This is a genomic window from Echinicola pacifica DSM 19836 (assembly GCF_000373245.1).
In the GTDB taxonomy this organism is placed as follows: Bacteria; Bacteroidota; Bacteroidia; order Cytophagales; family Cyclobacteriaceae; genus Echinicola; species Echinicola pacifica.
Map to the genome: position 1 here is coordinate 77,358 of NZ_KB890754.1, position 26,287 is coordinate 103,644.

The 26,287-nt window shown below is 42.0% G+C and carries 15 protein-coding genes; 10 read left to right on the top strand and 5 right to left on the bottom strand.

Annotation, left to right across the window (positions count from 1 at the left end; genetic code table 11):
- Nucleotides 1–9 precede the first annotated feature (9 nt).
- Both B050_RS0114255 and B050_RS0114260 read left to right on the top strand, forming a co-directional pair.
- Nucleotides 10–1,500: a RagB/SusD family nutrient uptake outer membrane protein gene (locus B050_RS0114255; RefSeq protein ID WP_018474610.1), complete on the top strand. Its 1,491-nt coding sequence runs from the start codon at nt 10–12 to the stop codon at nt 1,498–1,500.
- Nucleotides 1,501–1,523: 23 nt separating this feature from the next.
- Nucleotides 1,524–3,002, top strand: coding sequence for a sulfatase (locus B050_RS0114260; RefSeq protein WP_018474611.1), 1,479 nt, complete (start codon nt 1,524–1,526; stop codon nt 3,000–3,002).
- 268 nt (nt 3,003–3,270) lie between these two features.
- On the opposite strand, the gene msrB is transcribed toward B050_RS0114260, so the two are convergent.
- From msrB to B050_RS0114275, 3 genes are all read right to left on the bottom strand, one after another.
- A complete protein-coding gene (gene msrB, locus B050_RS0114265) occupies nt 3,271–3,789 on the bottom strand; it encodes a peptide-methionine (R)-S-oxide reductase MsrB (RefSeq protein WP_157492815.1) in 519 nt (172 codons plus the stop codon).
- Nucleotides 3,790–3,805: 16 nt separating this feature from the next.
- Nucleotides 3,806–4,423 carry a peptide-methionine (S)-S-oxide reductase MsrA gene (gene msrA, locus B050_RS0114270; protein ID WP_018474613.1) on the bottom strand — a complete coding sequence of 206 codons (618 nt, stop codon included), beginning with the start codon at nt 4,421–4,423 and terminating at the stop codon, nt 3,806–3,808.
- 199 nt (nt 4,424–4,622) lie between these two features.
- The gene (locus B050_RS0114275) at nt 4,623–5,210 is read right to left on the bottom strand and encodes an RNA polymerase sigma factor (RefSeq protein ID WP_018474614.1); all 588 of its coding nucleotides are present in this window, start codon (nt 5,208–5,210) and stop codon (nt 4,623–4,625) included.
- Nucleotides 5,211–5,700: 490 nt separating this feature from the next.
- Between B050_RS0114275 and B050_RS0114285 the strand changes: the two genes are divergently transcribed.
- The 4 genes from B050_RS0114285 to B050_RS0114300 all read left to right on the top strand — a co-directional run bounded on the left by B050_RS0114285 (nt 5,701) and on the right by B050_RS0114300 (nt 13,000).
- Nucleotides 5,701–6,741, top strand: coding sequence for a FecR family protein (locus tag B050_RS0114285; protein ID WP_018474616.1), 1,041 nt, complete (start codon nt 5,701–5,703; stop codon nt 6,739–6,741).
- A gap of 150 nt (nt 6,742–6,891) precedes the next feature.
- Entirely contained in the window at nt 6,892–10,404 is a 3,513-nt protein-coding gene (locus B050_RS0114290) for a SusC/RagA family TonB-linked outer membrane protein (protein ID WP_018474617.1), read from the top strand.
- 13 nt (nt 10,405–10,417) lie between these two features.
- Entirely contained in the window at nt 10,418–12,175 is a 1,758-nt protein-coding gene (locus B050_RS0114295) for a RagB/SusD family nutrient uptake outer membrane protein (RefSeq protein ID WP_026235902.1), read from the top strand.
- Nucleotides 12,176–12,337: 162 nt separating this feature from the next.
- A complete protein-coding gene (locus B050_RS0114300) occupies nt 12,338–13,000 on the top strand; it encodes a 3-keto-disaccharide hydrolase (protein WP_018474619.1) in 663 nt (220 codons plus the stop codon).
- Nucleotides 13,001–13,513: 513 nt separating this feature from the next.
- On the opposite strand, the gene B050_RS0114305 is transcribed toward B050_RS0114300, so the two are convergent.
- Both B050_RS0114305 and B050_RS0114310 read right to left on the bottom strand, forming a co-directional pair.
- Complete coding sequence (locus tag B050_RS0114305) at nt 13,514–13,693, bottom strand: hypothetical protein (RefSeq protein WP_018474621.1); 180 nt, start codon at nt 13,691–13,693, stop codon at nt 13,514–13,516.
- A 509-nt stretch (nt 13,694–14,202) separates the two neighbouring features.
- Nucleotides 14,203–15,537, bottom strand: a complete 1,335-nt coding sequence (locus B050_RS0114310) for a DUF6600 domain-containing protein (protein WP_157492816.1) — start codon at nt 15,535–15,537, stop codon at nt 14,203–14,205.
- Between the two features lie 850 nt (nt 15,538–16,387).
- Here B050_RS0114310 and B050_RS0114315 point away from each other — a divergent pair.
- The 4 genes from B050_RS0114315 (at nt 16,388) to B050_RS0114330 (ending at nt 26,286) form a co-directional block, all read left to right on the top strand.
- Nucleotides 16,388–19,474 (top strand): SusC/RagA family TonB-linked outer membrane protein, encoded by a 3,087-nt coding sequence (locus B050_RS0114315; RefSeq protein WP_026235904.1) that lies wholly within the window; start codon nt 16,388–16,390, stop codon nt 19,472–19,474.
- Nucleotides 19,475–19,476: 2 nt separating this feature from the next.
- Nucleotides 19,477–21,078, top strand: a complete 1,602-nt coding sequence (locus B050_RS0114320) for a SusD/RagB family nutrient-binding outer membrane lipoprotein (RefSeq protein WP_018474624.1) — start codon at nt 19,477–19,479, stop codon at nt 21,076–21,078.
- A 486-nt stretch (nt 21,079–21,564) separates the two neighbouring features.
- Entirely contained in the window at nt 21,565–22,602 is a 1,038-nt protein-coding gene (locus tag B050_RS0114325) for a LacI family DNA-binding transcriptional regulator (protein ID WP_018474625.1), read from the top strand.
- A gap of 612 nt (nt 22,603–23,214) precedes the next feature.
- On the top strand, nt 23,215–26,286 hold the full coding sequence (locus B050_RS0114330; RefSeq protein ID WP_018474626.1) for a SusC/RagA family TonB-linked outer membrane protein: 3,072 nt from the start codon (nt 23,215–23,217) through the stop codon (nt 26,284–26,286).
- Nucleotide 26,287 lies beyond the last annotated feature (1 nt).

Here is a 26,287-nt window from a genome sequence, read left to right on the forward strand (position 1 = left end):
TACAGACTCATGAAGATCTTCAATAAGTATATCAATCGCTCAATAGTAGTACTATCTGGCCTGGCGGTGGCCCTTACGGGATGTATGGGCTTTCTGGAAGAGGAAGTATATACTCAATATGACCCTGATTCTTTCCTTCAGGACCCCTCAGGCGTAGATGCCCTCCTTACCGGGGCTTATGCTCGGTCGAGAATTATCTCATATAACCATAGAGATTATGCTTTTTTGCTAAATGAATTCGGCACTGATATCGCCTGGGAAACCGGTGGTGGTCTGGAGCGGGTGGCAGCACCTTTCATCCAGTTTTCATGGCCTGTGAACAATTCCATCCTCAATGGGGTTTGGAACAAGATGTACTCGGCCATTTCTAGTGCTAATACCGTCCTACTGGTGGCCAATGGCCTTAGTGGCCCAAGTGAATCTGAGTTGAATGCTCTCCGGGCAGAGGCGAGATTTATTCGGGCCTCTTCTTATTATTTTCTCTATAATCTATTTGGCCCTACGCCAATAATAGAGATTCCAGCCGGAGCAACTCCCGCAGAAATTGAGGAAATCGGGCAGAGCACTCCGCGAGCCTCCAAGGAGGATTTCCTAAAGTATATGTTTGACGATTTGGATTTTGCGACAGCAAACCTTCCTGTGCAGGAAAAACTCATCGGTAGGGCATCCAAGGGAGCTGCTTTAGGTTTCAAGATGAAAATCTACCTCAATGATAAGCAGTGGGACAATGTGGCTGCCACCGCTCAGGAGATAATGGACCTGGGAGTCTATACATTATATGATGATTATGAGGAGCTATTCTCCGTGGATGGGGAAGCCAATAAGGAGTATATATTCCGTGCACCTTGTATTCCACAGGATGGCTACCAAAATAACTATATGGCTCATGCCTTTCCTCCAGGTTATCCAATCCAAAGTTCCTGGGCCAATTATGGGGCTCAGTACAGAACCTATTCCGCTTTCTACAAAACGTTTGAGGAAGCAGACTTAAGGAGGAATTTGTTGATTACCAATTATGTCAGCACCACAGGAGAGAATATAGAATTGCTGGAAGATGAAAATGGAATGCCTTTGGATAATGTAAGGAGCTTCAAATACTGGCCAGATCCTGACGGAATTGGTGAGTCGCATGGCAATGACCTCGTATTTATCCGCTATGCAGATGTACTCTTGGCCAGGGCAGAGGCACTGAATGAACTTAATGGCCCCAGTCAGGAGGTCTTTGACCTGATCAATAGTGTGAGAGAGCGAGCAAATGCTTCCTTGGTGGGTTCGGCGGAATATAGCTCTGCAGATCAGCTGCGTGCATTTATCCTGGCAGAGCGAGCAAGGGAGTTTTATAGCGAAGGTATGCGAAGAGAAGACCTGATCCGCCATGGAGAGTTTGTGAATGGCGCCATCTCTAGGGGCTGGAATGCCAAGCCTCATCAGGTACTTTATCCTATTCCCCTTCAGCAGATCGATACAAATCCTAACCTGGAACAAAACCCGGGCTATTAAGCCTTTCAAACTGAGAACTGAAGATGACTCAAGCGAAATCAATAAATAAGATAAAAGCCTTCACGTTGGTAGGCAAAGCCTTGCTTGGCCTGATGCTACTGTCTAGCTGTGGCAAATCGGGAAAAAAGGAGGCGCTAAATTCCAGCCCTCCTAATATCCTTCTGATCCATGTCGATGATCTTGGATGGGCTGATGTGGGGGCTTTTGGGAGTGATTTTTATCAAACTCCGAATATAGACCAGCTGGCAAGGCAGGGCATGAAGTTTACCCAGTCTTATGCTGCGGCAGCCATATGCTCTCCTACTCGTGCCGCCATGTTGACGGGGAAATACCCGGCACGCATAGGCATCACAGACTGGATAAGAGCCGAATTTCAGGGAGGGGTACTGCCTGCTGACGGAGGAAACCCCCAAGGATATGATGAGAATGAAGGCTTGGCTCTCAAAACGCCCAAGAACTTCCTCTTCATGCCTTTGGAACAAAAGACCATAGCAGAATACCTGAAGGAACTGGGTTTTGCTACTGCTCACGTGGGAAAATGGCACTTGGGCTCGGAGAGTCATTTTCCAGAACAGCAGGGCTTCGATGTGAATAAGGGCGGCTGCGACCTAGGACAGCCACCAAGCTATTTTGACCCTTACGAACCTTTCAACGGTAATCCAGACTATATTATTCCTAATCTGCCACCACGCAAAACAGGCGAGTACCTTACCGATAGGGAAGGAGATGAGGTGGTGGATTTTATAAGTAATAATAAAGATAAACCCTTCTTTGTCCATTGGGCTAGCTATACCGTGCATACGCCGCTGATGGGAAAGGAGGAAGTGGTGGATAAATACAAGGAACTTCCCACGGGTAAGCAAAATAATCCGACCTATGCCGCCATGGTGGAGAGCCTGGACGATAATGTGGGTAAAATCCTTGATGCTTTGGATAGCCTGGGGCTGGCGCACAATACCCTGGTGATCTTTACCTCTGATAACGGCGGGCTGATGGGGAATCCAAATCGTCAAGTGACCAATAATGCTCCATTGAGATCTGAAAAAGGGTATCCTTATGAAGGAGGGATTCGGATCCCCACCATCATGAGATGGCCAGGGATGATCCCTGAAAACACCGAATCGGCCACCCCCATCATTTCTATGGATATGCTGCCCACCATTCTGGAAATCACAGGATTGGATCAAGGGGCCGAGAAGGTGGATGGCAAAAGTCTGACCGCCTTGATGAGCGATCCTGATCAGAGCTTGGATAGGGATATGTTTTGGCATTTCCCTCATTATCGGGGTTCGGATGTGGTGCCTTATTCCATCATTCGATCAGGAAAATATAAGCTGATCCATTATTATGGGCAGCAGCAGGATGAGCTGTTTGACCTTGAGGCAGACCAAAAAGAGGAACAAAATCTTATTAATAAGGACCTTAATTTGGATGCGGCCTTACTGGAAAAGTTGATGACCTGGACGGAAGAAACTGGAGCAAAAATGCCAGTTAAAAAATAAGTTTCACCAAGCTTTTGGCGGACGCCACTATCAATTAGGCCATAAAAAAAAGGAGACCAATGTAAAGTTGGTCTCCTTATTAATATTAGGTCTCAAGATTGATTTCTCAATAGCAGAGGTAGTTTCTCTTTCGGAGCCTTACCGTATAGGAGCTTCTTCCAAGGTAATCATCACTTTGGAAAAAGCATGACGGAAGGCCTACTTTGATTATTATTCTCACAGCAAGATCTTGGGGAACCCTATCCTATAGAAGCTTACTGTACCGATATTATTTGCTTGCCACACCGAAGGGTTCAAAGTCCAGCGAAACACTGTTCATGCAGAATCGCTTATGAGTGGGTGGAGGGCCATCATCGAATATATGCCCAAGGTGGCTATCGCAACGCCCGCACTCCACTTCTATTCGTTTCATACCATGGCTATTGTCTTCCTTATAAATGACACTATTTTTCCTTACCGTTTCGAAGAAACTAGGCCATCCACAGTCACTTTCGAATTTTGCTTCTGAAAGAAATAACTTATTGCCGCATACGGCGCAGTAATAAGTGCCTTTGGTATCCTTATCCCAAAATTGCCCCGTAAAAGCTCTTTCGGTGACTTCCTCCCTTGCCACAGCGTACAGGAAAGGAGGGAGGATTTCCTTCCATTCTTTATCAGTTACCTTCAGTTTAGTGGTATCCGTTTTGGAATAGTAGGGATTTTCTTTTTGAACATTGCTTTGCCCCATGCTGCAGCTCCATAAGCCGGTCATTGCCAGAGCAAAAATCATTATCGTCTTCGTCATCATATTTTTAGAGGCTTAATTACTTACTTGTTTTTAATTTTTCCTTAAACACCTTTTTGAACTTCTCCAATTTAGGGCTGATCACATACTGGCAGTAGCCTTGGTTTTTGTTAAGGTTATAATAGTTCTGATGGTAGTCCTCAGCAATATAAAAGGTGTCATATGGAGCCACTTCCGTGACCACGTTTTTAGGATATACCTTTTCTTCATTCATTCTTTTGATATAGAATTCAGCTTTTTCCTTTTGGTCCTGGTCATGATAAAAGATAGCACTGCGGTATTGGGTACCCACATCATTTCCCTGTCGGTTGAGCTGTGTAGGATCATGAGCCACAAAGAAGGCCTCCAATAATTCCTCATAACTGATCACTGAGGGATCGAAAGTAATGTCTATCGCTTCTGCGTGACCGGTATTACCTGCGCTTACCTGCTTATAGGTAGGGTTTTTTACATGGCCGCCGATATAACCGGACACGACCTTGGATACTCCTTCCAACTGAAGAAATTGGGCTTCGACGCACCAAAAACATCCGGCGGCAAAGGTTGCCGTTTCATTTTTGACAGGCTGGCTTCCCGCTATAGAGGGGGAGGAAATCATCATCATAAGACCTCCTAATACTAATAATAAGTTTTTCATAATTGTTGGGCTGAGATTATTTCTCTTGATACTTTAGGTTTCTATTCTAACGGTATATTAATAGGTACGGTAAATGCCCATGGAATGGTTGTACCCTTCGGCGGTATAAACCCAAAATGGGCCAAATAGCTAACTAATAAGGAAGGATAGGCCATTAATTGCCTTAGGATAAGGGCAGATAGTCCGATATAGCCAATAACTAAATTAGAGAAAGTATAAGTTCCCCGAAGAGTATAAATGCGGTTAATTTGGCATTTTTTAATACTTCCTTAAAGCCTTGGGTGGCCAGAGAAAGATGATTCTCCACGGTCTTAGTGCTGATACCTAAGCGCTCAGCAATCTCCTTATGACTCATTCCTTTGAGCCTGGCCATTTCGAATACCATCCTCCTCCGCTCCGGGAGATTGGCGAGGATTTGTTCCATAATGTCTCTGAGCTCATTATATTCCACTGTATCCTGCGTGCTATTGCTGGGAGTCATCAGCTGCATTTGGTATTTATCAAGTGCCACTTCCTTACTTTTTTTCCTTAAAAAGTCTAAGATAAGGTTTTGGGCAATTTTGAATAAATAAGATTTAATGGATTTGTCCACCTGAATGTTTTGGCGATTACACCATAATTTGACAAAGCTCTCTTGAGTAATTTCCTCTGCATCTGCGCGATTTATTCCATAATTTAGGCAGAAAGAAAATATCTGCTTATGAAACATGGTGTACAATTGATAAAAGGCCTTCCTGTCATCTGAAACGATAAGTTTTGAAATTTCATATAAGGAGGTATTTATCATTTTACTGAAACAATAGGGGGTGAAAATAAACTATTGAAAGTTATTTCGATAAGTAATATATAAAATGAAAGTAACATTTTCTTAATATTTGTTAAAAATTCTTCCTGATAATTTGAAAGGAGGCGTGTAGGACGATTACCCTTATTTCCCACCTCCAACAAGGGTAGGGTTAAGCTTCTATATTCCACTTTAGGTTCCTATATGCAGGATCTAGGGAATATAGTATCAGGAAAATGGGGTCATTTCAAAAATTACCGAGAACACCTACTGGGTTTTCGGTACAAAACGCTTAGGCTCTATGATTTAGTAAAGGTAGGACTGGCTAGAACTGGTGGTTTTAGGGTATAGTGAGTAGGTTGAATTTTTAATAGATTCGAAAACTTCACTAAGAATGGGACTCAAGAAAAATAAATGTTTAAAATTTTTTAATAACGCTTGGGGGGTAAAGGATCTTTTGGCGTATTACTTATATACAAACGAATATCACTGAATGAATCCAGATCTTATACGTAGATTTTTTGAGGGTAAATGCAGTCCCGAGGAGGCTCACGCTGTCTTGCTATGGATCAATAGTGACGCAGCTCCCGAGGAAATTATAGATGGGCTGGACGACTACCAGGAACAGACTGTTGATCCTATTGATTCTGAGAAGATGCTAGCAAGGATCCAATTTAAAGTGGATTTGGAGGATGAATTGGCGAAAGAGGGGCAGCGCTCGAAAATAATAGAGCACACCCATTATAAGGCTAAAAATAAGGTAGCCAAAATTCGTAGAACTTGGGTGGCGGCTTGTTTTTTAGCCTTGATTACGGGTTTTGGAATATGGATAAATTTAGAGAAAGAAGAAAAAGTCGAATTAGCTCAGACTCCTATACGCTGGGTAAATAAGCAGACTAGTAAGGGGCAAAAGCTCACCCTCAGTTTACCTGATGGTTCCACAGTAATGCTAAATTCAAATTCTTCTATAATTTTTCCTTCCTCTTTTTCGGACAGTATAAGGGAAGTGAAATTGATAGGGGAGGCGTTTTTTGAGGTGAGTAGAGATCCCTTAAAACCTTTTATTGTTACCAGCCAGTCCGCTAGTACCCAGGTGTTTGGGACTTCTTTTGTGGTCAGGGACTTTAAAGATAGCCGCTATGCCACTATTGGGGTATTGACAGGAAAGGTGGGAGTACATCCGAGTTTCAAAACAGCATCGGGGGAAACAGCAGAATTAATTGACTTATTGCCGATGCAGGGCGTCCGCGTGGCGAGGGGATCTACTAAAGTTAAAAGAATGAAGCTGAGTTATGATGAGATGTTTGCTTGGAAGGACAATGTCATAGCCTTTGCGAAGGCGGATTTTAAGGAGGTGATTTTAAAGTTAGAGGATTGGTACGGGGTTTCTTTTGAGGTGAATAGAAAAATCTCACCTACCCGTGACTTTACGGGCAAATTTGATGGCTTGCCCTTGGATCAGACCTTGGATGGCTTGAGTTTGACTTTTGGATTTGATTTTAGGATTGAGAATAAAAAAGTAATCATATTTTAATACTATTTAAACTAATAAGAAAGTGCCTATGAATAAACTACTATAAGGCCAAAAGATCATCAAACGAAGCTGTATTTGGTCGTCCAGCCTCATTTAATGATCCCAAAGGTTTTTCAGACAATTGTATTACCTAAAAAACAAAATTTAATTATGACAACAAAGTTACTGAAAATAATCGTAACAGTGGGAAAGTATGCCTTTTTTGGAATGATGCTTCAAGTAATATTCTTAAGCACTTTGCTAGCTGGAGAGACCAAGGGTCAAGTCAGCCTGGAAGAGGTACGTATTCATTTGGAGCATTCCAATATGCCCATAGAAGAGGTTTTTAAAACGATAGAGGAAAGTACTGATTTTAGCTTTAGTTATCGCCAGGGCGATATAATCAAAGCACCTAGGTTACAAGTGACCGCTACAGATTCATCCATTGCAGACTTACTCAGGGAGGTCTCCAAAACTGGAAATTTACAGTTCAAACGTATTAATAATACGATCTATGTTGGCCCAAAGGGCGAAAAAGAAAAGGTAGAATTAACGGAGGTATATAGGGAGAAAATCACAGGAACAGTGACAGATGCCTCCGGGCTGGCTATTCCCGGTGTGACAGTGACGGTACCTGGAGGCTCTCATGGTACCGTGACCGATCTGGATGGTAGGTACTTTTTGGACGTGCAGGACGGCCAATCCCTGACCTTCTCTTTCATAGGTTATATTTCCCAAACAGTATCCATTGGCAGTAAATCGGTCATTGATGTGGTGTTGCAGGAAGATACCAAATCTCTGGATGAATTTGTCGTGGTAGGGTATGGTAAGCAGAAGAAAGTAAACTTGACCGGCGCCATCACTGCGGTGGAAACCGATAACCTCACTCAGATTCCTTCTAATAACCTATCCAATACCCTGGCTGGTAGAGCCCCAGGGGTGAATGTTACAGGAACTTCGGGGCTGTCAGGGGCCACCTCATCCATAAGGATTCGGGGAAGTTTTGGGGATCCATTATACGTTATTGATGGCATTGTAAGGGATAAAGAGGCCTTCGATGCACTAGAGGCAAGCGAAGTGGAGCAGATAAGCTTCCTGAAGGATGCAGCTTCGGCTTCCATTTATGGATCCCGAGCTGGTAATGGAGTCGTATTGGTGACCACCAAGAGTGGCACGGAGCAAAAGCCTACCTTTAATTTCCAGACCTCCTATGCTTTTTTTAGCCCCACCATGGAGCTCCTATCCGACAAGACCACCGCTACTGATGAGCTAATTTATCAAAACCGTGTGGCGGAATTTAGAGGTACCGCCCCTCCAAATGGAGAGGAGGAATTTGCCTATTTTTCCGATCGGAGTTATAATGTGAATGATTTTATCTGGCAAAATCCCTGGAGTCAAAATTACTCCCTAAGTGTAACGGGAGGATCTGATAAACTCACCTATTACTCCTTATTAAGCTTTAGAGATGAAGAAGGCTCCTATAAGAGTCTTGAGCATGGGAAGTTTAATCTCCGGACTAATGTCACCGCTCAGGTGTCTAAAAGAATCAAATTGGGAGTAAATGTCTCCGCTACCCAGCAAAATCACGACAGGTTTTACTGGCCATTTTCGGGAGATGATGATTATGATGTCTCGGATTTGTATCGTGTGACTTTCAACTGGCCCAAAGTATATCCTTTCTATCTCGAAGGAGATGGTACCCCGGCCGATTATGTGACAGATTATCCTGTACAGACGCCTATGGGAAGCTGGTTGGCATGGAGTGTAATCGATCAGATCATCGGGGAGCGGTATATCAAAACACGCAAGCGTCAGATGAATACCATTCTTTCCCTGGATATTGATTTAGGGGATTTAGTTCCAGGCTTGACCACCAAAGTGGTTGGTAATTACCTGGCTAAGGATTATATGAGAAAGAAGTTTTTGACTTTTCAGGAAAATTATGTCTATAACCAGGCCGATCCTGATGGCAATCGCTTCATTCCAGCGCCTCCAAATCCTAACCAGACGAACACCTTTACCTTCAGTTCCAATCAAGAATTCTTAAGTTATGAAATCAATACCTATTGGGGATACCAATTTGACTGGTTTTTGAATTATGATAGGACTTTTGGCAAACATGGAGTGAATGCGATGGTGGTTTATGAGCAGGCAGAAAATGGGCTTTACGGAGCTTATTCCAAAGCTGAAGACCCAGTGACTAATTATGATCAGGATTTTGTCTATTCTACAGATGCGGAGAGAAGGTATGGCTATGGCTATGAAGAGATTGGTGCAAGGAAATCCCTAATTGGGCGAGCCAATTATAATTTTGATGAGCGATATATAGCGGAGTTTTCCTTTAGATATGATGGGAATACTTTATTTCCAAAAGACAGCCGTTGGGGATTCTTTCCTTCTGTATCTGCCGCTTGGCGCATTGTGGATGAGTCCTTTATGGCCAATACCAAAAGCTGGTTGAGTGACCTGAAACTACGAGCTTCCTATGGTACCACAGGCAATGACCTTGATCTAAATAATGATAAGATCATTCCATTCTCTTATGTCGATACCTATGGTAATAATGGGGGATATATCTTTGGAGATGACTTATACAGGGGCATAGCTCCCGGCAATACTCCTAACCCATATTTGACCTGGGCCACTTCCACCACCTATAATATAGGTTTGGATTTTGAGCTAATGGATACCCGACTTTTTGGTAGTATAGATGTATTTACCAAAAAAGAAAAAAATATCCTGGGCTCCCGACTTGTGACTCTGCCAGATAATTATGGACAAGCACTAGCTCCTGAAAATTACGCCGCTCGATCGTGGAAGGGTGGAGAGCTCTCTCTAATGTGGCGTGATAAGGCAGCAGAAGGTCAAATCAACTATTCAGTATATGGAAATCTGGGCTATGCACGTGATCAGTGGGATGTATTGGATGAAAATCCAATTTTCCAGGAAGGAGGAAATCGTAGCAATGAATCACAAATAGGTCAGCCTCACAATCGGATTTTTGGACTGAGAGCAATAGGAATAATCAGAAGTCAAGAGCAGCTGGATGAGCTGATGGAATCAGGTCTGAAGCAATATGGTAGAGATCCGTACCTGGGAGGTTTGTATTTTGAGGATGTGAGAGGGGATGGCTTTAGCGAAGGTCCGGATGGGAAAATTGACGGTAATGATTTCCAATTACTTTCAAATAATGCTGCGCCTCGTATCAACTATGGCTTTGGCTTCAATGTAGAATACAGCAATTTTAGCGTAAATGCTCACTTCCAAGGTGTGGGGATGTATGATCGGATCATCAGTAACCAGGAAGGAGAAGGTATGAGACAACATGGCGGCACGATCAGACCTTACTATCCACTCTGGGCTGGGGATGTCTGGACCCCTGAGAATCCCGATGCACAGTATCCACGGCCGATCGGCTACAACTGGTATGAGTCAGGCACAGGATCAACCTCCTTTTGGATAAGAAATGGTGCTTATATGAGACTGAAAAACCTTACAGTAGCCTATAATTTACCCAAAACCTGGCTTTCCTCCATCAACGTGGCTAATGCACAGATTTTCTTTAATGGCACCAACCTCTTTTCTATTTCGGATATGAAGGAATTTCATGATCCTGAACAGAAAAATTATGATTCATTTCCTTTGATGAAATCATTGACACTGGGCCTTAATGTTAAATTCTAAATCAGAGAAAACAATGAAAAATTTAATCTATATACTCGCTTTGATTTTGGGACTCAGTGCTTGTTCGGATGTGCTGGACATAGAAGATATTGAGCACTATAAGCCCGAAGATATCTGGAATGATGAAAACCTTGCAACCGCCTATATGGCCAACCTTTATCAGATGTTTGGCAATTGGAATTCGACGCTGGATAGGTCCAGTCAGCAGATCGCAGGTATCGAATGGTATGCAGATAGGATCACCATCAGTAATTCCGATTATAAGAGTTGGAATTATAATATCATTCGGTTGATCAATCAGGCTATTCAGGATGTGAATTTAGGATCGATGGATGAGGATACCAAAGGAGAAATATTAGGCCAAGCCTTATTTATGCGGGCCTATAGATATTTTGAGATGGTCACTTACCATGGAGGGGTCCCCTATATCAAAGTGCCCCAGGATCGCTATGAGGACGAATTGTATGTGCCTAGAAATTCTTCGGAAGAATGTTTTGATTTCTTGATAGAAGACCTTGATCAGGCCATCGACTTATTACCGGCACATATCAGCTCCTCCAGCGGAGATCATGGGAAAATTGACAGAGATTTTGCCTTGGCATTTAAGGCAAAAGTATTACTGTACAAAGCCTCACCACAGTTTAACCCCTCTCAGCCCTGGGACAATCCCTACTGGCTGGACGCCTATGTCGCCAATAAGGCAGCTTATGAGACGCTCATGGCCAATGGACATGATTTATTGGACGATTATAGCAAAATTGCCCTGGAGGAAGGGAACAAAGAGATCATTTTTTCAGTGATAAATAATTATCCTAATAAAACCGCAGGCTGGGACCATGGGGTAAGGCCGGGCTCAGAAAGCCGTGGTCCTGCCAATGCCACCCCCACCTGGGAATTCATTCAGGATTTCCCTATGAGGGACGGTAAGCGCTATGATGACCCTACGGGCAAATATGCCATGTCTGAGGAGGAGTTTCTTCAGAATTATTGGAAGAATAGAGATCCACGATTTGAGAAATCCATCGTATGGGCAGGCAAACCCTATCCTGTATCTGGCAAGGCAGATAAGCGTCAGTATACAGCGCTAGGCATAGCTCATGAGCTGGATGATTTTGGGATCAATCCTGCCGCTCAGACTAATAGTACCAATCTGGATCGATATACCGGGTTCTTCATACTTAAAAATAGCCTCTTGGAGCTCACTCAGGCGGAAGTACAGCAATATGATGTGGACTTTGTGCTGATGAGATTTGCGGAGCTTATGCTTAATTATGCCGAAGCAGCCAACGAAACTGGGGATAGGGGTACCGCTTTGGAATTGCTGAAGCGTATCCGTGAGCGAGCAGGAATAGAGCCGGGAGCGGATGGTAATTATGGCATTGTGGCAACTGATAGGGCTACGATGAGAGAAGCTATTTTGGCAGAGCGAAATATCGAATTGTGTTTTGAAGGCCATCGATTCTGGGATTTGAGAAGGTTGCGGATGCTGGATAGACTGGATGGACAGACCAAGCATGGGGTAGAATCTATAACAGTGAATGAGGATGGGTCTGATATGCCTCTTAGCCTGGCCAGACAGATGGCCATCAACTATGAGTTGGTAGAGGAGGATTTTAGGTATTCTATCTTGCAGGTCCCCCGGTCTGGAGTGCAGACTAGCGTGGTACCAGACACCTATTATTTCTTCCCCATTCAAAAAGAAGTAATCGATCGAAATCCAAATCTAGAGCAAAATATGGATTGGGGAGGGACATTTGACCCCACCTTATAATAGTGAAGGATTTGGATAGGTGTTTTTTGTAATTTCAGAGGCTGGTTGCAGTTCCTTGGGCCCTGTAACCAGCCTTTTTAGTGAGATAAAACCATATATTACTCAGAAAAATGGGATGAGATCGGATTTATAGTAGTTTTATAGAAATAAAATAAGCGTAGTATGAAAAATAAGGAGTTTTTATATCGAATAGGCTTGTATGCTTTTTCAATCGTTTTGCTAACAGCTGCCTCAGGGATGGTCCCCAAGGCTAAATTTGTTTCACTTTTTAATGGAAAAGACCTTGATGGCTGGGTAGGCAATAAGGTGGACTATCAAGTAGAGGATGGGCTGCTGGTCATACGTCCGGATAAGGGAGGAAATGGCAACTTATACACAGAGGAGGAGTATGCCGATTTTCACCTTAAATTTGAGTTTCTCCTAAGTCCTGGAGCCAATAATGGACTCGGCATCAGGACTCCACTCAAGGGCGATGCCGCCTATGTGGGCATGGAGCTGCAGATCCTCGACAATTCTTCTTCTATGTATGCCGACCTTAAGGAGTACCAATACCATGGCTCAGTATATGGTATTATTCCTGCCAAGCGGGGTTTTCAGAAGAATGTAGGGGAGTGGAATCAGCAGGAAGTGATAGCCAAAGGAGATGATATTAAAGTAATCCTGAATGGTAAGGTAATATTGGAAGGTAATATCCGCAAGGCCACCAAAAACGGTATGCCTGATGGGAAGGATCATCCTGGCTTATTCAATAAATCAGGTCATATTGGCTTCCTTGGTCATGGATCTATGGTGAAGTTTAAGAATATTGAAATTAGGAAATTATAAGATTTTAATTGTCAACTCCCTCCGGCTTTCACTATAAAAGGCAGGGATTGTATATTGAGGTATGCTGATGGAGATCTTCCAAAGATTTATGTCGGCATACCTTTTTTTTTATTCTTCTATTATTGCACTATAAGAAGGTGTATTACCCGATAATTTATTTTCCCTATTTAATTACGAAATTCAACTAATACTAGAAAATAAGGCATATATGGCTTTAATTAATGATGGAGGATTTAGTGCCAAAATAGGTGGTTTTTGAAAGTGGTTAATATGAATTTTTGATCCTGCTGATCAGGTAATTTATTGATATGGGACTTAATTCCCATCCACCAGGATGTTTTGCTAGGGAATTGAACTGGGGGTTTTTGACCAGAAATCAGTAATTAAAACGAGCCTTACTCATACAATGAATGAGTACTTCTAAGCAAGCCATAGGAAAGGAAAGGGCATAAAAAAACACCATAGGAACGATCCAATGGTGTTTTTCTAAAATCTTATTTAGATCTTTAGGAATTAATTTCCTGAATTCTTACGGTCAGTAACTTCTTTTCTGATGTCCTGAGCCAAAGTTTTGATCGCCTGCATGCCGTTTCTAACTCTAGTACCAGCTGCTTTGTTTCCTTTTTCGTAAAACTTGGTGAAATCTTCTTCAAGAGAATCAATCAGTTCTTTTACTTCAGTGAATCTACTCATAGTGTTTGATAATTTAGTTTATGTCTTTAAAAACGTGAATATAGGGAGTTTATTTAGTTTTCAATACTTATAAGAGGAAGATTTAAAATTTAATTTGTGAGCAACATTCCAAGTGTAGGACTATGCTAAGGTGGATTATGATGACTTTTTAGTAGCAAAACCTAATCTCACCAATGGAGTTTTAGAATCTATTTCCAGCCTCCTCGGCTTGGGTATTTTCTCACACTATTTTAGATCTTTCCAGATTTATAATTGAATTTTTTTAGCTAGTTGAAAGAGGAAAAAAGCATGACCAGACTTCCGGCCATGCTTTCAGTAATCTATCACCTAACATTAATATTATATATCGAATCAATCGAATTTCTTGTCAAAATTGTATTCAGCTTTTAGTCTTGCCAAACATTTAATACCTTTTGTATTCTGATAGTGTTATTAGCAAATAATAGGCCACTCTGTTCGTTTATAGGTGAAAAAAACCAAATTTGTTGATTTTTTTCTTATTTCAAGTATTATTGGTTACCTCTTTTACTCCTGCTCGTGCTAGTGGATTCTGAACTGCTTTCATTTGACCTGCTGCTAGTTGTGCTGCTACGAGGAGAGCTGGTGGTGCTGCTTTTTGTCCTGCTGGAGGGCTGGGTTGTAGAGCTCTGTCTATTTGGCGTGCTGGTGGTTTTTACCCTGGAAGAGCTCGAAGAACTGTTTTGCCTTACAGAAGGACTGGTCCCTGTGTTAGACCTACTGCCAGTACTTATAGTCCTGTTCGATGGAGTCCTGCTATTGGGCGTCCTCGTCGCAGGGGCCTCGGTGGCAGATGTCCTAGGAGTAGATGAGCTACCTCTGCTTGCATTTGATTCATTCCTACTGCTGCTTGGGCTGGCATTTCGGGATGGGGAATTGGTAGGTCTAGCTCCTTGATTTGTCTGATCTGTCCGATCTGACTGTCGAGGACTGGTATTGCCCGAGTTGCCAGCACTTCCTCTGGTATTCGTAGCAGGGGAGGTTCTGGTTTCTCTGGAGGATGGTCTGTAAGGATTAGTGGTGGTTCCATTTTGATTAGAACTTCCAGAGCTTCCACGCACGGCATTGCTTCTACTTGTCCTCGCCTGGGAGGAAGTGATGGTTCTGGAAGGCCTGGCCGAGTCATTCCTATTATTACCTGATGGGCGTAAAGAAGGCTGATATACGGCCAAAGACGATTTGCTTACCTTTGATCGACCTGGTTCCCTTGAAGGGCTAATTCTCCGAACAGGAACCTGATGACGGGTATAGCGCTCAATTTCTCTTCTGTCTGGTCCTCCAATATATCTTCTATTATTATAGACGACGGTATTAGTAATGATGGTAGTGTGCTGATAGATATTTACCACATTTCTTCTGGAGGGATAATAGCGGTACACATGACGGTGCATGAATCTCCTTTGTGGAACAAATACCCAATGCGAATTAGGGATGTTAAGGCTGATATTTACGGATATTCCAGGCCCCAATGGTGCCCATCCATAGTATCCTCCTCCTGATCGCCAATTTACCCAGGCAGGTCCCCATTCATAGCCAGGAACCCATGCCCAGCCGAAATAGTCGTCATACATCCATCTTCCATAATGAAATGCCGCCCATCCCCATTGGTAATCGGACACCCAAGTATTTCCATATTCGGACATTACCCAGTAGCCTTCTGTACCATATGGATGGAACCCTTGGTTTACATAAGGTAACCAGATATACCCATATTGTGGATGTTGCATCCAATCTCCATAGGGAGAGAGTTCGTCATAAAATACCTGAAAAGAAATTCCGTTATGGTTTTCTGCTTTGGAAGTAGAGGGATACAAGGCTATTGTCATTACTATTGCTAGTAAACTTACTCCCAACCAATTTGTTAGTTTCATCTTGTTCATAATGCTGTGATTTAAAGTTTATTTGGGGTGCTTGGTTGGTTTATGCTGAAATCGCCCATTTTGAAACCAGGCTTTTAAGCGATGACTACAACTTTTTAAGCGATGACTACAACTTTTGGGTGATATTCCTTATCTATTAAGGCTACATCAATGGACTTGTAGTCGTTAGTTATAGTTTCTAATCTCTTATTAGAATGGTACGTCTTCGGGTAATTATAGGTTTGTTTTAGAGCAGTTAGCTAAAACTGTTCCAACCTGCACCAGGTTTACTGCGCTCACTAGCGGTAATTTTTTGCTAAATAGATTTAATAGACTCTAAAGGGTGATTTGACAGAGTAGAAATTTTATAAAAGTGCGGAGTGCTTATAAGTAATTGGGAATTAGAAATTTACACGGGTAGAAGAGCCGGATTAAGAAGTATTTTTGGCAAACACATCATTAGTTTGTAAAAATATTATACCTACTGATTGCGTATTAATGGAAAAAATCGATTAATTATAGTTTGAATTACCTAAAATATAGATTTTTTGTTGGAGGTATAATAAAAAAACAAACAATTTTTTTGTTATTGAAGTCAAATGCATATATTTAAATTGTATTAGCGGAAATACCGATTAAATGCCTTATGGGTGTTTCAAATTGATAAAAATCCGTTTATAATGATTGGTCTTTCAAATGACAAGCAAGGTGGGGAGGCAGCGTGAATTCACCCTCAGTGCTGTACCTTTTGCCTCAACTGTATTTGGGAGTAATTGAAAGTATATAAGTACCCTGTTTAACTTTAACCCTATGTTTTATGAGAAAAATTCTACTAGCCATGTTTATCATGGTGTTGTCAGGAGGCTTGGCCATGATGGCCAATGCGCAAACGTCCTCAGGGCTGTCGGTCTCCGGCGTCGTGAGAGATGCAGACACTGGTGAGGGAATTCCTGGAGTCAATGTATTTATTAAAGGTACAACTACAGGAACATCTTCGGATCTAGATGGCAATTACACGCTGACTAATGTTCCCTCAAATGCTACCTTGGTTTATTCCTTTATAGGATACACCACCGAGGAAGTATCGGTACAGGGCAAAACTTCCATTAATATTTCCCTCTCTCAGGATGCTGAGGATCTTGGGGAAGTGGTGGTGACCGCCCTAGGTATATCCAAAGATAAGCAAACGCTAGGATATGCTATTACCGAAGTAAATAGCGAGACTCTAAATAAGGCTCGAGAAACCAACGTGGCCAATTCACTGGCTGGGCGAGTGGCCGGATTAGTGGTGAAAGGTACCAATTCAGGTCCAGGTGGAACTGCTAAAGTCACCCTTCGAGGTTTGCCAAGTATCAGTGGAACAGGTTCTCCTCTCTATGTGATCAATGGTGTCCCAATGGATAATACCCAACGTGGAGCCGCTGGACAATGGGGTGGTAGTGATAATGGCGATGGTATCGGAAACCTAAGTCCTGATGATATCGAATCCATGACTGTCCTTAAAGGCCAGGCTGCTTCTGCCCTTTATGGCTCAAGAGCCTCCAATGGCGTTATCTTAATTACCACAAAAAAAGGTAAAAAAGGTGGAGATTGGGGAGTGAACTATACCATGAACTTCATGGCCGAAAAGGCAGTTGATTATACTAATTTCCAAAAAGTATATGGTCAAGGTACAGGTGGGCAAAAGCCTACTACGGCAGATGCTGCACAGACCACAGGTCGATTGGCTTGGGGTGCTAAAATGGATGGCTCTCAGGTTATAGGTTTTGATGGAAACCAATATGCCTATTCGCCAGCCAATGAAAGTTATATCGATTTCTACAGAACAGGTACCAATATCACCAACTCGGTGTCCTTATCTAAGGGATTGGGAGATGATGGTTCTTTTAGATTATCATTTTCTAATTTGGCAGCCAATTCTATTGTGCCAAACAGTAGTGTAAACAGGACCACCATCAACCTGAATGTGGACCAGAATATTACCGATAAGCTTACTGTCAATGCCATGGTCAATTATATTGACCAAAAAGCAGATAATATCCCTAACCTAAGTGATGGTCCTAGGAACCCTAACAACTTCATGTTCTTAGCTCCTAATATCGATCATAATATCTTTGCTCCAGGTTATGATCCGGTTACGGGTGCAGAAACTGTGTTTAGTGATGATATATATGTGACGAATCCTTACTTTATTACTGCCAAGGGAATTAATGACCAGGATCGTGCAAGAACTATTTCTTCCCTTTCCGCCAAGTATAACTTCACTAAGAAAATATACGCATTGGTACGCATGGGGAATGATATCTCCAATGATAAGGTAAATAATATAGAGCCTTATGGCTTGGCATATACCGCCAACCTCCAAGGAGCATTGAGTGCCAGGGGGCAGTCCTCTCGATCTGAAATGAATATTGACGGGATTATCGGTGCTCAATTTGATCTTTCAGAGGATTTTAATTTAGATGGTATCGCCGGGGTGAATATGAGGAAAAATAAGTATGAATCTATTGGCTTGAATGGTAGCAGATTTGTATTACCTTATTTATACTCTCCTTATAACACTGAATTATTTAATAGAAATAATAATAGTTTAGTTTATGATGAAAGAGAAGTTCACTCTGCATATTATTCATTAGGTTTTGGATATAAGAGTCTGTTGACTCTGACGACCACTGGCCGTTATGACGTCTATAGCACCTTACCTCTATCGAATAATAGCATTTTCTCTCCTTCTGTGACGATGGCTTTTGTCTTTGATCAGTTGATTAATTGGGATGCTTTGGAGTTTGGTAAACTGAGAACTTCCTATGCAGTGACCAGTGGAGAGCCTTTTGATGCTTATCAGACTAAATTTTATTATAGCTCTCAAAACTCTTACCTGAATGTTCCTTCAGGATCAGCGCCTTCTTCACTTCCTAATTTGGACTTGAAGCCGTTTACGACTAGTGAGTTTGAAATTGGTATGGATTTGTCTTTCCTTGACAATAGGTTGACATTCGATCTGGCTTATTTTACCAAAACCTCTCATGATGAAATCATGAGGGCCGATTATAGTATTACTTCAGGTTTTAGTTCTGCCTTGGTTGCGACTGGATCTACCTCCAATAAAGGCCTGGAGGTATTGGTTTCAGGTACTCCTGTGCAAACTTCAGCAATTTCATGGGTCAGTTCCTTTAACTTGACCAGCGTGAAAAATGAGGTGTTGAGTACAGATTTAAATAATAACCCTGTTTCTTTAGGTCAAAACCGAGCGACTTTAGGAAATGCGACGACTGCCTATGTGGTAGGTGAAGCCGGACCTCAGATAAGAGCTTATGATTATGCATATGCAAGTGATGGTAGCATCATGGTGGATGAGTCAGGGGTTCCGCTTAAAGGAGAATTGAAGAATTGGGGTTCTGTATTACCAACCTTGTATGGAGGATGGAATAACGAAATCAATTATAAGCGTTTTAACCTGGGTGTATTAGTTGATTATAACTTTGGAAATAAAGTGCTGTCCGCCACTGAGTACTATTCCCGCACTAGAGGATTGCACCAGACTACCCTTGAGGGAAGAGAAGATGGAGTAACCACTAATGGAATCACAGCCTCAGCGGAGGCATATTATGCAGGTTTAGCGAATAACGTAACCAGTACCAGTGTAGTCGATGGTGATTTTATTAAACTTAGACAGCTTACGCTTGGGTATTCCTTACCTGCAGAGTGGTTTGCTAGTACTCCTGTTCTTAAAGGACTTGACATCTCTTTTGTAGCTAGAAACTTAGCATTCCTGATGAGAAAGGCTGAGAATATAGACCCAGAGGCTTCCTTTGGCTCTAATATTAACTATACAGGTATAGAAGGTACCAGCTTACCAAGTACCAGATCTTACGGGTTTAACCTGAACTTTAAATTGAACTAAATATGAAAAGATATATAAGTTTATTCCTTACAGGGCTGATCCTGGTGGTGTCGGCTTGTGATAGCAACTTTGAGGAGATCAATACTGATCCCAATAAGGCAGATGGTGCTCTATTTGACCCATCTCTGATCCTGCCTACAGCTCAGAAAAACTATAGCAACCTTACCACGGGTTATACAGGTGCTATTCTGTTCCAGTCTATGTGGATCCAAGCCCTGGCCTCGACTTCTACCGGAAATGCCAATTACTATTCAAATGGTGATAAGTATGTAGTTTCTGGAAGTACTAATAGTTATATCCAGAGTGCTTGGAATGTGGGTTATGGTAATGCCTCACAGTTGTCCCAAATGCAAGAATTGGCACTTACTAAGAATAAGCCTAATTTGAACCATGTGGGTACCATTATGAAGGTCTTGACCTTGGCTTATGTGACGGATATTTATGGTGATATACCTTATTCGGAGGCTTTCCAAGCCACGGAAGGCATCACTCGTCCAACGTATGACCAACAGTCATCCTTATATCCGGCAATGTTGGCAGATTTGGATGCGGCAATTACCGGTCTGAATGCAGCTCAGGATGCCATTACCAATGATGTGCTATATGCTGGCGATCTGACTAAATGGAAAAAATTCGGATATTCCCTTATGTTACGCATGGCCATGAGGCTCGTTGATGCGGATGCAACAACCGCCAAAACCTATGTGGAAAAGGCAGTTGCTGGTGGTGTATTTGCATCAATTGCTGATGAGGCAGTTCTTGCCTCTGATCAAACCAATGGTTATTCTAACTCTAGTGCCAATGCGCTGAATGTGGTGGGAGATGTATATGAGGTTCGCTGGTCAAAAACAATGATCGACTTCCTTAAATCCAATAACGATCCACGCCTCGCGGTGGTGGCAGAAGTTCCGCCTGCAGGTTTGATAAATAATAGAAATGGTAATATCTCGGGCGATAATACCCCTGCATTGCAGACGGGATTACCCAATGGATATGATCTCAACGGTGGATCAACTGATGTGTCTCTTGAGCCAAATTATCCGGGACCCACCGGTACGGGTGCGGATGCGACACCACTTGGAAACTATTCCAGACCTACCGCAATCTACAGAGATAGAGATGCCCCTAACTTTATATTGACTTATGCTGAGGTGAAATTCCTGATGGCAGAGGCCTTAATTAGAGGTTATAATGTAGGCGGTACTTCCGCTCAGCACTACGCTGATGGCTTATCCGCTGCGATGAGCACCATAGCTAAGTTCAATGGTGGAGTGGTGTCTGCGGCTGATGCAACTGCCTTTGTGGCTACCAACCCGCTAGATACGAGTTCTGAAGCGGCATCCCTCAAAATGATAAATGAGCAGATCTGGGCAACGACCAGCCTATTGGCTGATTTTGTGGAGGCTTGGAACAACTGGAAGAGATCCGGATACCCGGTGTTGACCCCGGTGGACTATAGCGGTAATTTCTCTCAGGGAATGATTCCGGTACGTCAGCCTTACCCGAGTTCTGAAGCATCCACTAATCCGGATAACCTAAAAAATGCCATTTCAAATATGGGTGGTGATACTTGGGTGAATTCTGTATGGTGGGATGCAAATTAATCCTAAAATTCTCTCTGTTATAGTTATCTTATACTAAAGCAAACAGGGGTGTTTCCCATAAATTAAGAGGTTATCCATTGGATAGCCTCTTTTTGTGTTTATGAAGGATTGGGTCTGAAAATTTCAATGCCATAGTGGTGGAATTCCATACTGCCTGATTTAATGATCTAAAGAAAGGGAAATCAATCAAGTGCCCTTACGGGGGAGGAGTGGACTGATGTGATATCGCCATTTAAGAAAAATGAGCAATTGCAATACTTATATATTGGCGTAATAAATGACCTTAAAATGATGATATCGGCTAAAATCGATCCCAAATCGCCCAAAAAAGGCACCTGGTTAGGTGTTATTTAATTGTAAAAGGTGTAAAAATACCATTTGGCAGGCTTTAAATCTTATTTTATTGGACAAAATCGTTTATATTTGGTTCATACCATATTTTTACCAGCCTTTAGTATTGCTGAAACAAACCACTAATTATTAAGAATGCAAAAGAAGAGACACTCAATCAAGGCGATCGCCAAGGAGTTAAATATATCTGTCACTACCGTATCTTTTGTCCTGAACGGAAAGGCTGAGGAAAATAGAATTAGCCAAAAACTTATCGATAAAGTCCAGGCCTATGTCAAGGAGATAGGCTATCAGCCAAGCCAATTAGCCAAAAGCCTACGGACGGGTAAGTCCAATATCATTGTTTTTATGGTGGAGGATATCTCCAATCCATTTTTTGCGACTATAGCCAAAATGATAGAGGATAAGGCCTATGAAGAGGGGTATAAGATCATCTATGTGAGTACCAATGATGATGCTGAAAAAACCAAAGGATTAATCCGCATGTTCAAAGACTTGCAAGTGGACGGTTATATCCTGACTCCACCTCTCGGCTTGGAATCCGAGTTTGTAGAGGAGATGTCTGGTGATCGTAATCCCCTGGTTCTATTTGATCGTTATCTTCCTGAGGTCAATTGTAGTCATGTGGTGATTGATAATTTCCAGGGCTCTAAGCAGGGCTTGGATCTTTTTCAGGCCCAGGGAAATAAAAATATTGGCTTCATAACCATCGATTCAGATCAGTCTCAAATGCATGATCGACTAGAGGCTTATCATCAGATGTGTCAGCAAAATGATATGGAGCCAAAGGTGCTGGCGATCCCTTATAAGTCATATTCTTCACAGGAAACCGAGCAAGCCATGAAGGCTTTCATAGAGGATTCCCCTGAGATGGACGCTGTTTTCTTTGCTACTAACTATCTGGCCATGCGCGGCATGCAGCTAATAAAGCAATTGGGGATAAAGGTGCCAGCGAATATGGCCGTTATCGCTTTTGATGATAATGAATTCTTCAAGTTCAGCACTCCTTCAGTCACTAGTATCGTCCAGCCCAAGGAGGAAATTGCCAATCAACTTATCCAGACTATGTTGAGTCTGATCAATACCCCTGTAGAAAAAAGAGAACCCTTGAAGATCGTGCTTCATGCCGAATTAAAAGAAAGAGAGTCCACTCAAATAAAGGTTAAAGGCTAAGAACCATCAACACTTTTCTTAAGTTAATTTTACTATTTTCAAGGCCTTCCTTAGACCTTGCTGATATTTTATGCCTGTACTTCTGGTGAAAATGTAATAGGATTGATGACCTATTTTATAATTATAAGAGCTAAAATTTGTACTTATAATAACTTTTTATTACTAGTTTATGGTTATTTATACTAATTTTTATTTCCTTAAAAAACAGATATCAACCACTCATGTAAATAATTGCTACTTATTCGCGTTGGTTTTGGCTTGTATTTTATAGTTTATACACGCTAATCATCATTTCTTTACTTTTTTGCTAAATATTCAAGAATTTAAGCTTTTGGGAAATGAATTATTATAGTATTAGGTAATTTAATTATAAAATGAAAAAATAGTATTATCTAATTATTGTTATGAAATGTTTTTTTACAATTGCGAACAACTTTTATGTGTATAACAATTGAAACGATCGAGGTTTATAGATTTCTCCTTTCCTACTAGTGATCATATTTCTATTTTTCAATTTACTAAAAGGGTTTAGCTTTGAGAAGATCTGCTTATTGGAAATGATTTTTTTCCATCATTGAGTAGAAGTATGTTTTACCTAAAACCCAAAATTACATGAAAGAAAAATTACTAGTTGTCAGAGGGAGTCACCTCTGCAGCAATTTTAGCTTTCGGCAGGTTAGAACTGGCCTATTAACGGCTGTTTTTTCTACTGCACTGACAGGTATGAGCTTTGCGAATACCGCTGAGACTTTTCTTCCAAACCATGTCCCCAACCTTGAGCCTTATGCGAAAAGCCGTCTTGCCAAGCAAGTCAAAGGCGTGGTAAGAGATGATTCCGGCGAGCCAATCCCGGGTGTTTCTATTCTGGAAAAAGGCACCACAAATGGGACTGTAACCGATTTGGAAGGAAATTTTTCCATCGATGTAGCCTCAGATAATTCGGTGTTGATATTCAGCTTTATCGGCATGACCACACAGGAAATCACCGTGGGATCACAATCTGCGCTCACTATAGAATTGGCTTCCGACACCAAGTCTTTAGAGGAGTTTGTGGTAATCGGTTATGGTTCACAGAAGAAACGAGAAATCACCTCCTCCGTAGCCAATGTCAATGAGGATGATTTTGTCCAGGGTGGGGTGAGATCTCCCATGGAATTGATCCAAGGGAAAGTAGCAGGCCTGAATATCACCAGAACCCAAGGAAACAATCCAAATGGGAATACCGATATACAGCTTCGAGGCTTGACCTCCATCAAAGGGACCACCAGTCCACTGATCGTAATTGATGGAGTGCCAGGAGGAAGCCTGGATCTATTACAGCAGGATGATATTGAGTCTTTCGACGTATTGAAGGATGGATCTGCCGCTGCGATCTATGGTACTCGAGGTAATGCCGGGGTGATCCTGATTACCACCAAAAAAGGCCGGGCCGGAAATGCAGTATTTAATTATTCGACTTATTTCCAAAGAGAATTTGTCGACAAAAAACCTGATTTCCTGACCGCCAATGAATTTAAGGGCCTAATAGATCAAGGGTTAATCGATCCTTCCAATGATTTGGGTTATGAGACCGACTTGTATGAGTTATTGCTCAATAAGCAAAACCTCAGTCAATACCATAACTTTTCTGCATCTGGTGGAGGAGAAAGCTCAAACTATCGGGCTTCCTTCTATTTCAATGAAGCCGAAGGTATAGCAGTGGAGAATAACAGGCGACAGTTTGGTGGAAGAATCAACTTCAATCAATCAGGCATCAATGATCGCTTAACGGTAGCCTCAAATTTGGCGGTGAATTTTAGCGATGCCAATAGACTTGGCGGAAGCACTGGCGATTTTGAACAGGCGATCCAGCGAAATCCTACCGCTCCCATCTATAATGCTGACGGTAGTTTCGTAGAAACTCAGGCTTATAATAATTATAACCCGCTATCTAGATATGCTAACAGAATTGACGAGCGTAATCAGCAAACTTTTTCTGGTGATCTTAGGCTGAGTTATGAGATAATTGAAGGCTTGAAGGTCTCTGCTTTTGGAGCCCACTTAAGAACCAATGCCAATGACCGGTATTATCAATCCATGAATGATTTTGCCAATCGTCCGACCTCTCAGTATCAGGGGATGGGCTATGCCTCTAAGTCTGATTCACTAAACTATTCGAATACTTTTGAATCCACCGTGAATTATAAAAGGGTATTTGATGGAGTCCACTCCCTGGATGCAATAGCCGGGTACAGTTATCAGTATTTTACTACGGAGACTTTTAATGTAAATAATAATGGCTTTACCACGGACGTCTTTTTGGATTGGAATCTAGGTGCGGGTAGTGCTATTAATAATACCAATTTGCCACGACCTGGAATGGGAAGCTTCAAAGAAGATAATACCTTGATCGCCTTTTTTGCGCGAGCAAGTTATTCTTACGATGATAAGTACTTCTTCCAGGCCACCTTACGTCGTGAGGGATCATCACGGTTTGGAGATAACCATAAATGGGGTAATTTCCCAGCCATTTCTGCTGGTTGGGAGCTTACGCAAGAGGACTTCCTATCTACCAGTTCCACCATTAATAGCCTCAAAGTCCGCTTAGGATATGGGGTTACAGGTAATCAGGGAATAGGGAATTACAATTCGATCGTAACCCTATCAGGTGGTGGTGTATATCCTCAAGGAGGGATATATTATCAAACTTATGGGGATTCCAGAAACCCTAACCCTGATCTGAGATGGGAGAAAAAGCGAGAGTGGAATTTAGGGTTTGATTTCTTGCTCTTCCAAAACAAACTGGGTGGTTCATTGGATTTATACAGCCGGGAAACGGTGGATTTATTATACGATTACTCGGCACAGCAACCGTCTTTTGTTAGAAGTACTCTCCTGACGAATGTGGGAAGTTTGACCAATAAAGGCGTGGAGCTTTACCTGACTTCTACCATTATCAAGAATGCGGATTTCTCCTGGAGAATGGATGTGACGGCCAATACTCAAAGGAACAATATAAAGTCACTATCGAATGATATTTTCACAGTTTCATGGATAGAAGAAGGCGGGCTTCCGAGTCCGGGTAACCTCGGGAATGCCATCCGGGTAGAAGAAGGTGGAGAAGTAGGTAATTTCTATGGAAAACGCTTTGCAGGATTTACTGAAGATGGCAAATGGCAGTTTTATAAGGCGGACGGTAGCATTGGCGGAGCCGGAGATATGAGCTCTGAGGATTTGCAGGTGATTGGCAATGGTGTTCCAAAGTACATGGCCTCCATCAATAATACCTTCACTTATAAAAACTTCGACCTTACGGTGTTCTTCAGAGGGAAATTTGGTTATGATATTTTGAATACCAAGGACCTTTATTTTGGGAACAAGAGATGGTTGCCTAACAATTTATTGAATAGTGCAATTACCACACATAATAACCTGGATGATGATCCTCAATATTCCGACTATTACTTAGAAAAAGGCAGCTTTGTCAAGCTTGATAACCTGACTTTAGGATATAACTTCTCCTTAAACAGCGAGGTATTCAGAAATCTAAGGGTATATGCAACAGGCAGAAACCTTCTGACCATCACCGGATATTCAGGTTTAGATCCAGAATTACAGGATGTTGGATTTAATACAGGTATAGACGGTAGAGGGTTCTATCCTAGAACAAAGTCATTTGCACTGGGGCTAAAAGTTGGATTTTAAA

Excerpts from the sequence above, each read along its gene's own strand:
- B050_RS0114255 (WP_018474610.1), top strand. The coding sequence starts at position 10 with ATGAAGATCTTCAATAAGTATATCAATCGCTCAATAGTAGTACTATCT.
- B050_RS0114260 (WP_018474611.1), top strand. The coding sequence starts at position 1,524 with ATGACTCAAGCGAAATCAATAAATAAGATAAAAGCCTTCACGTTGGTA.
- msrB (WP_157492815.1), bottom strand. The coding sequence starts at position 3,789 with ATGATGACGAAGACGATAATGATTTTTGCTCTGGCAATGACCGGCTTA.
- msrA (WP_018474613.1), bottom strand. The coding sequence starts at position 4,423 with ATGAAAAACTTATTATTAGTATTAGGAGGTCTTATGATGATGATTTCC.
- B050_RS0114275 (WP_018474614.1), bottom strand. The coding sequence starts at position 5,210 with ATGATAAATACCTCCTTATATGAAATTTCAAAACTTATCGTTTCAGAT.
- B050_RS0114285 (WP_018474616.1), top strand. The coding sequence starts at position 5,701 with ATGAATCCAGATCTTATACGTAGATTTTTTGAGGGTAAATGCAGTCCC.
- B050_RS0114290 (WP_018474617.1), top strand. The coding sequence starts at position 6,892 with ATGACAACAAAGTTACTGAAAATAATCGTAACAGTGGGAAAGTATGCC.
- B050_RS0114295 (WP_026235902.1), top strand. The coding sequence starts at position 10,418 with ATGAAAAATTTAATCTATATACTCGCTTTGATTTTGGGACTCAGTGCT.
- B050_RS0114300 (WP_018474619.1), top strand. The coding sequence starts at position 12,338 with ATGAAAAATAAGGAGTTTTTATATCGAATAGGCTTGTATGCTTTTTCA.
- B050_RS0114305 (WP_018474621.1), bottom strand. The coding sequence starts at position 13,693 with ATGAGTAGATTCACTGAAGTAAAAGAACTGATTGATTCTCTTGAAGAA.
- B050_RS0114310 (WP_157492816.1), bottom strand. The coding sequence starts at position 15,537 with ATGACAATAGCCTTGTATCCCTCTACTTCCAAAGCAGAAAACCATAAC.
- B050_RS0114315 (WP_026235904.1), top strand. The coding sequence starts at position 16,388 with ATGAGAAAAATTCTACTAGCCATGTTTATCATGGTGTTGTCAGGAGGC.
- B050_RS0114320 (WP_018474624.1), top strand. The coding sequence starts at position 19,477 with ATGAAAAGATATATAAGTTTATTCCTTACAGGGCTGATCCTGGTGGTG.
- B050_RS0114325 (WP_018474625.1), top strand. The coding sequence starts at position 21,565 with ATGCAAAAGAAGAGACACTCAATCAAGGCGATCGCCAAGGAGTTAAAT.
- B050_RS0114330 (WP_018474626.1), top strand. The coding sequence starts at position 23,215 with ATGAAAGAAAAATTACTAGTTGTCAGAGGGAGTCACCTCTGCAGCAAT.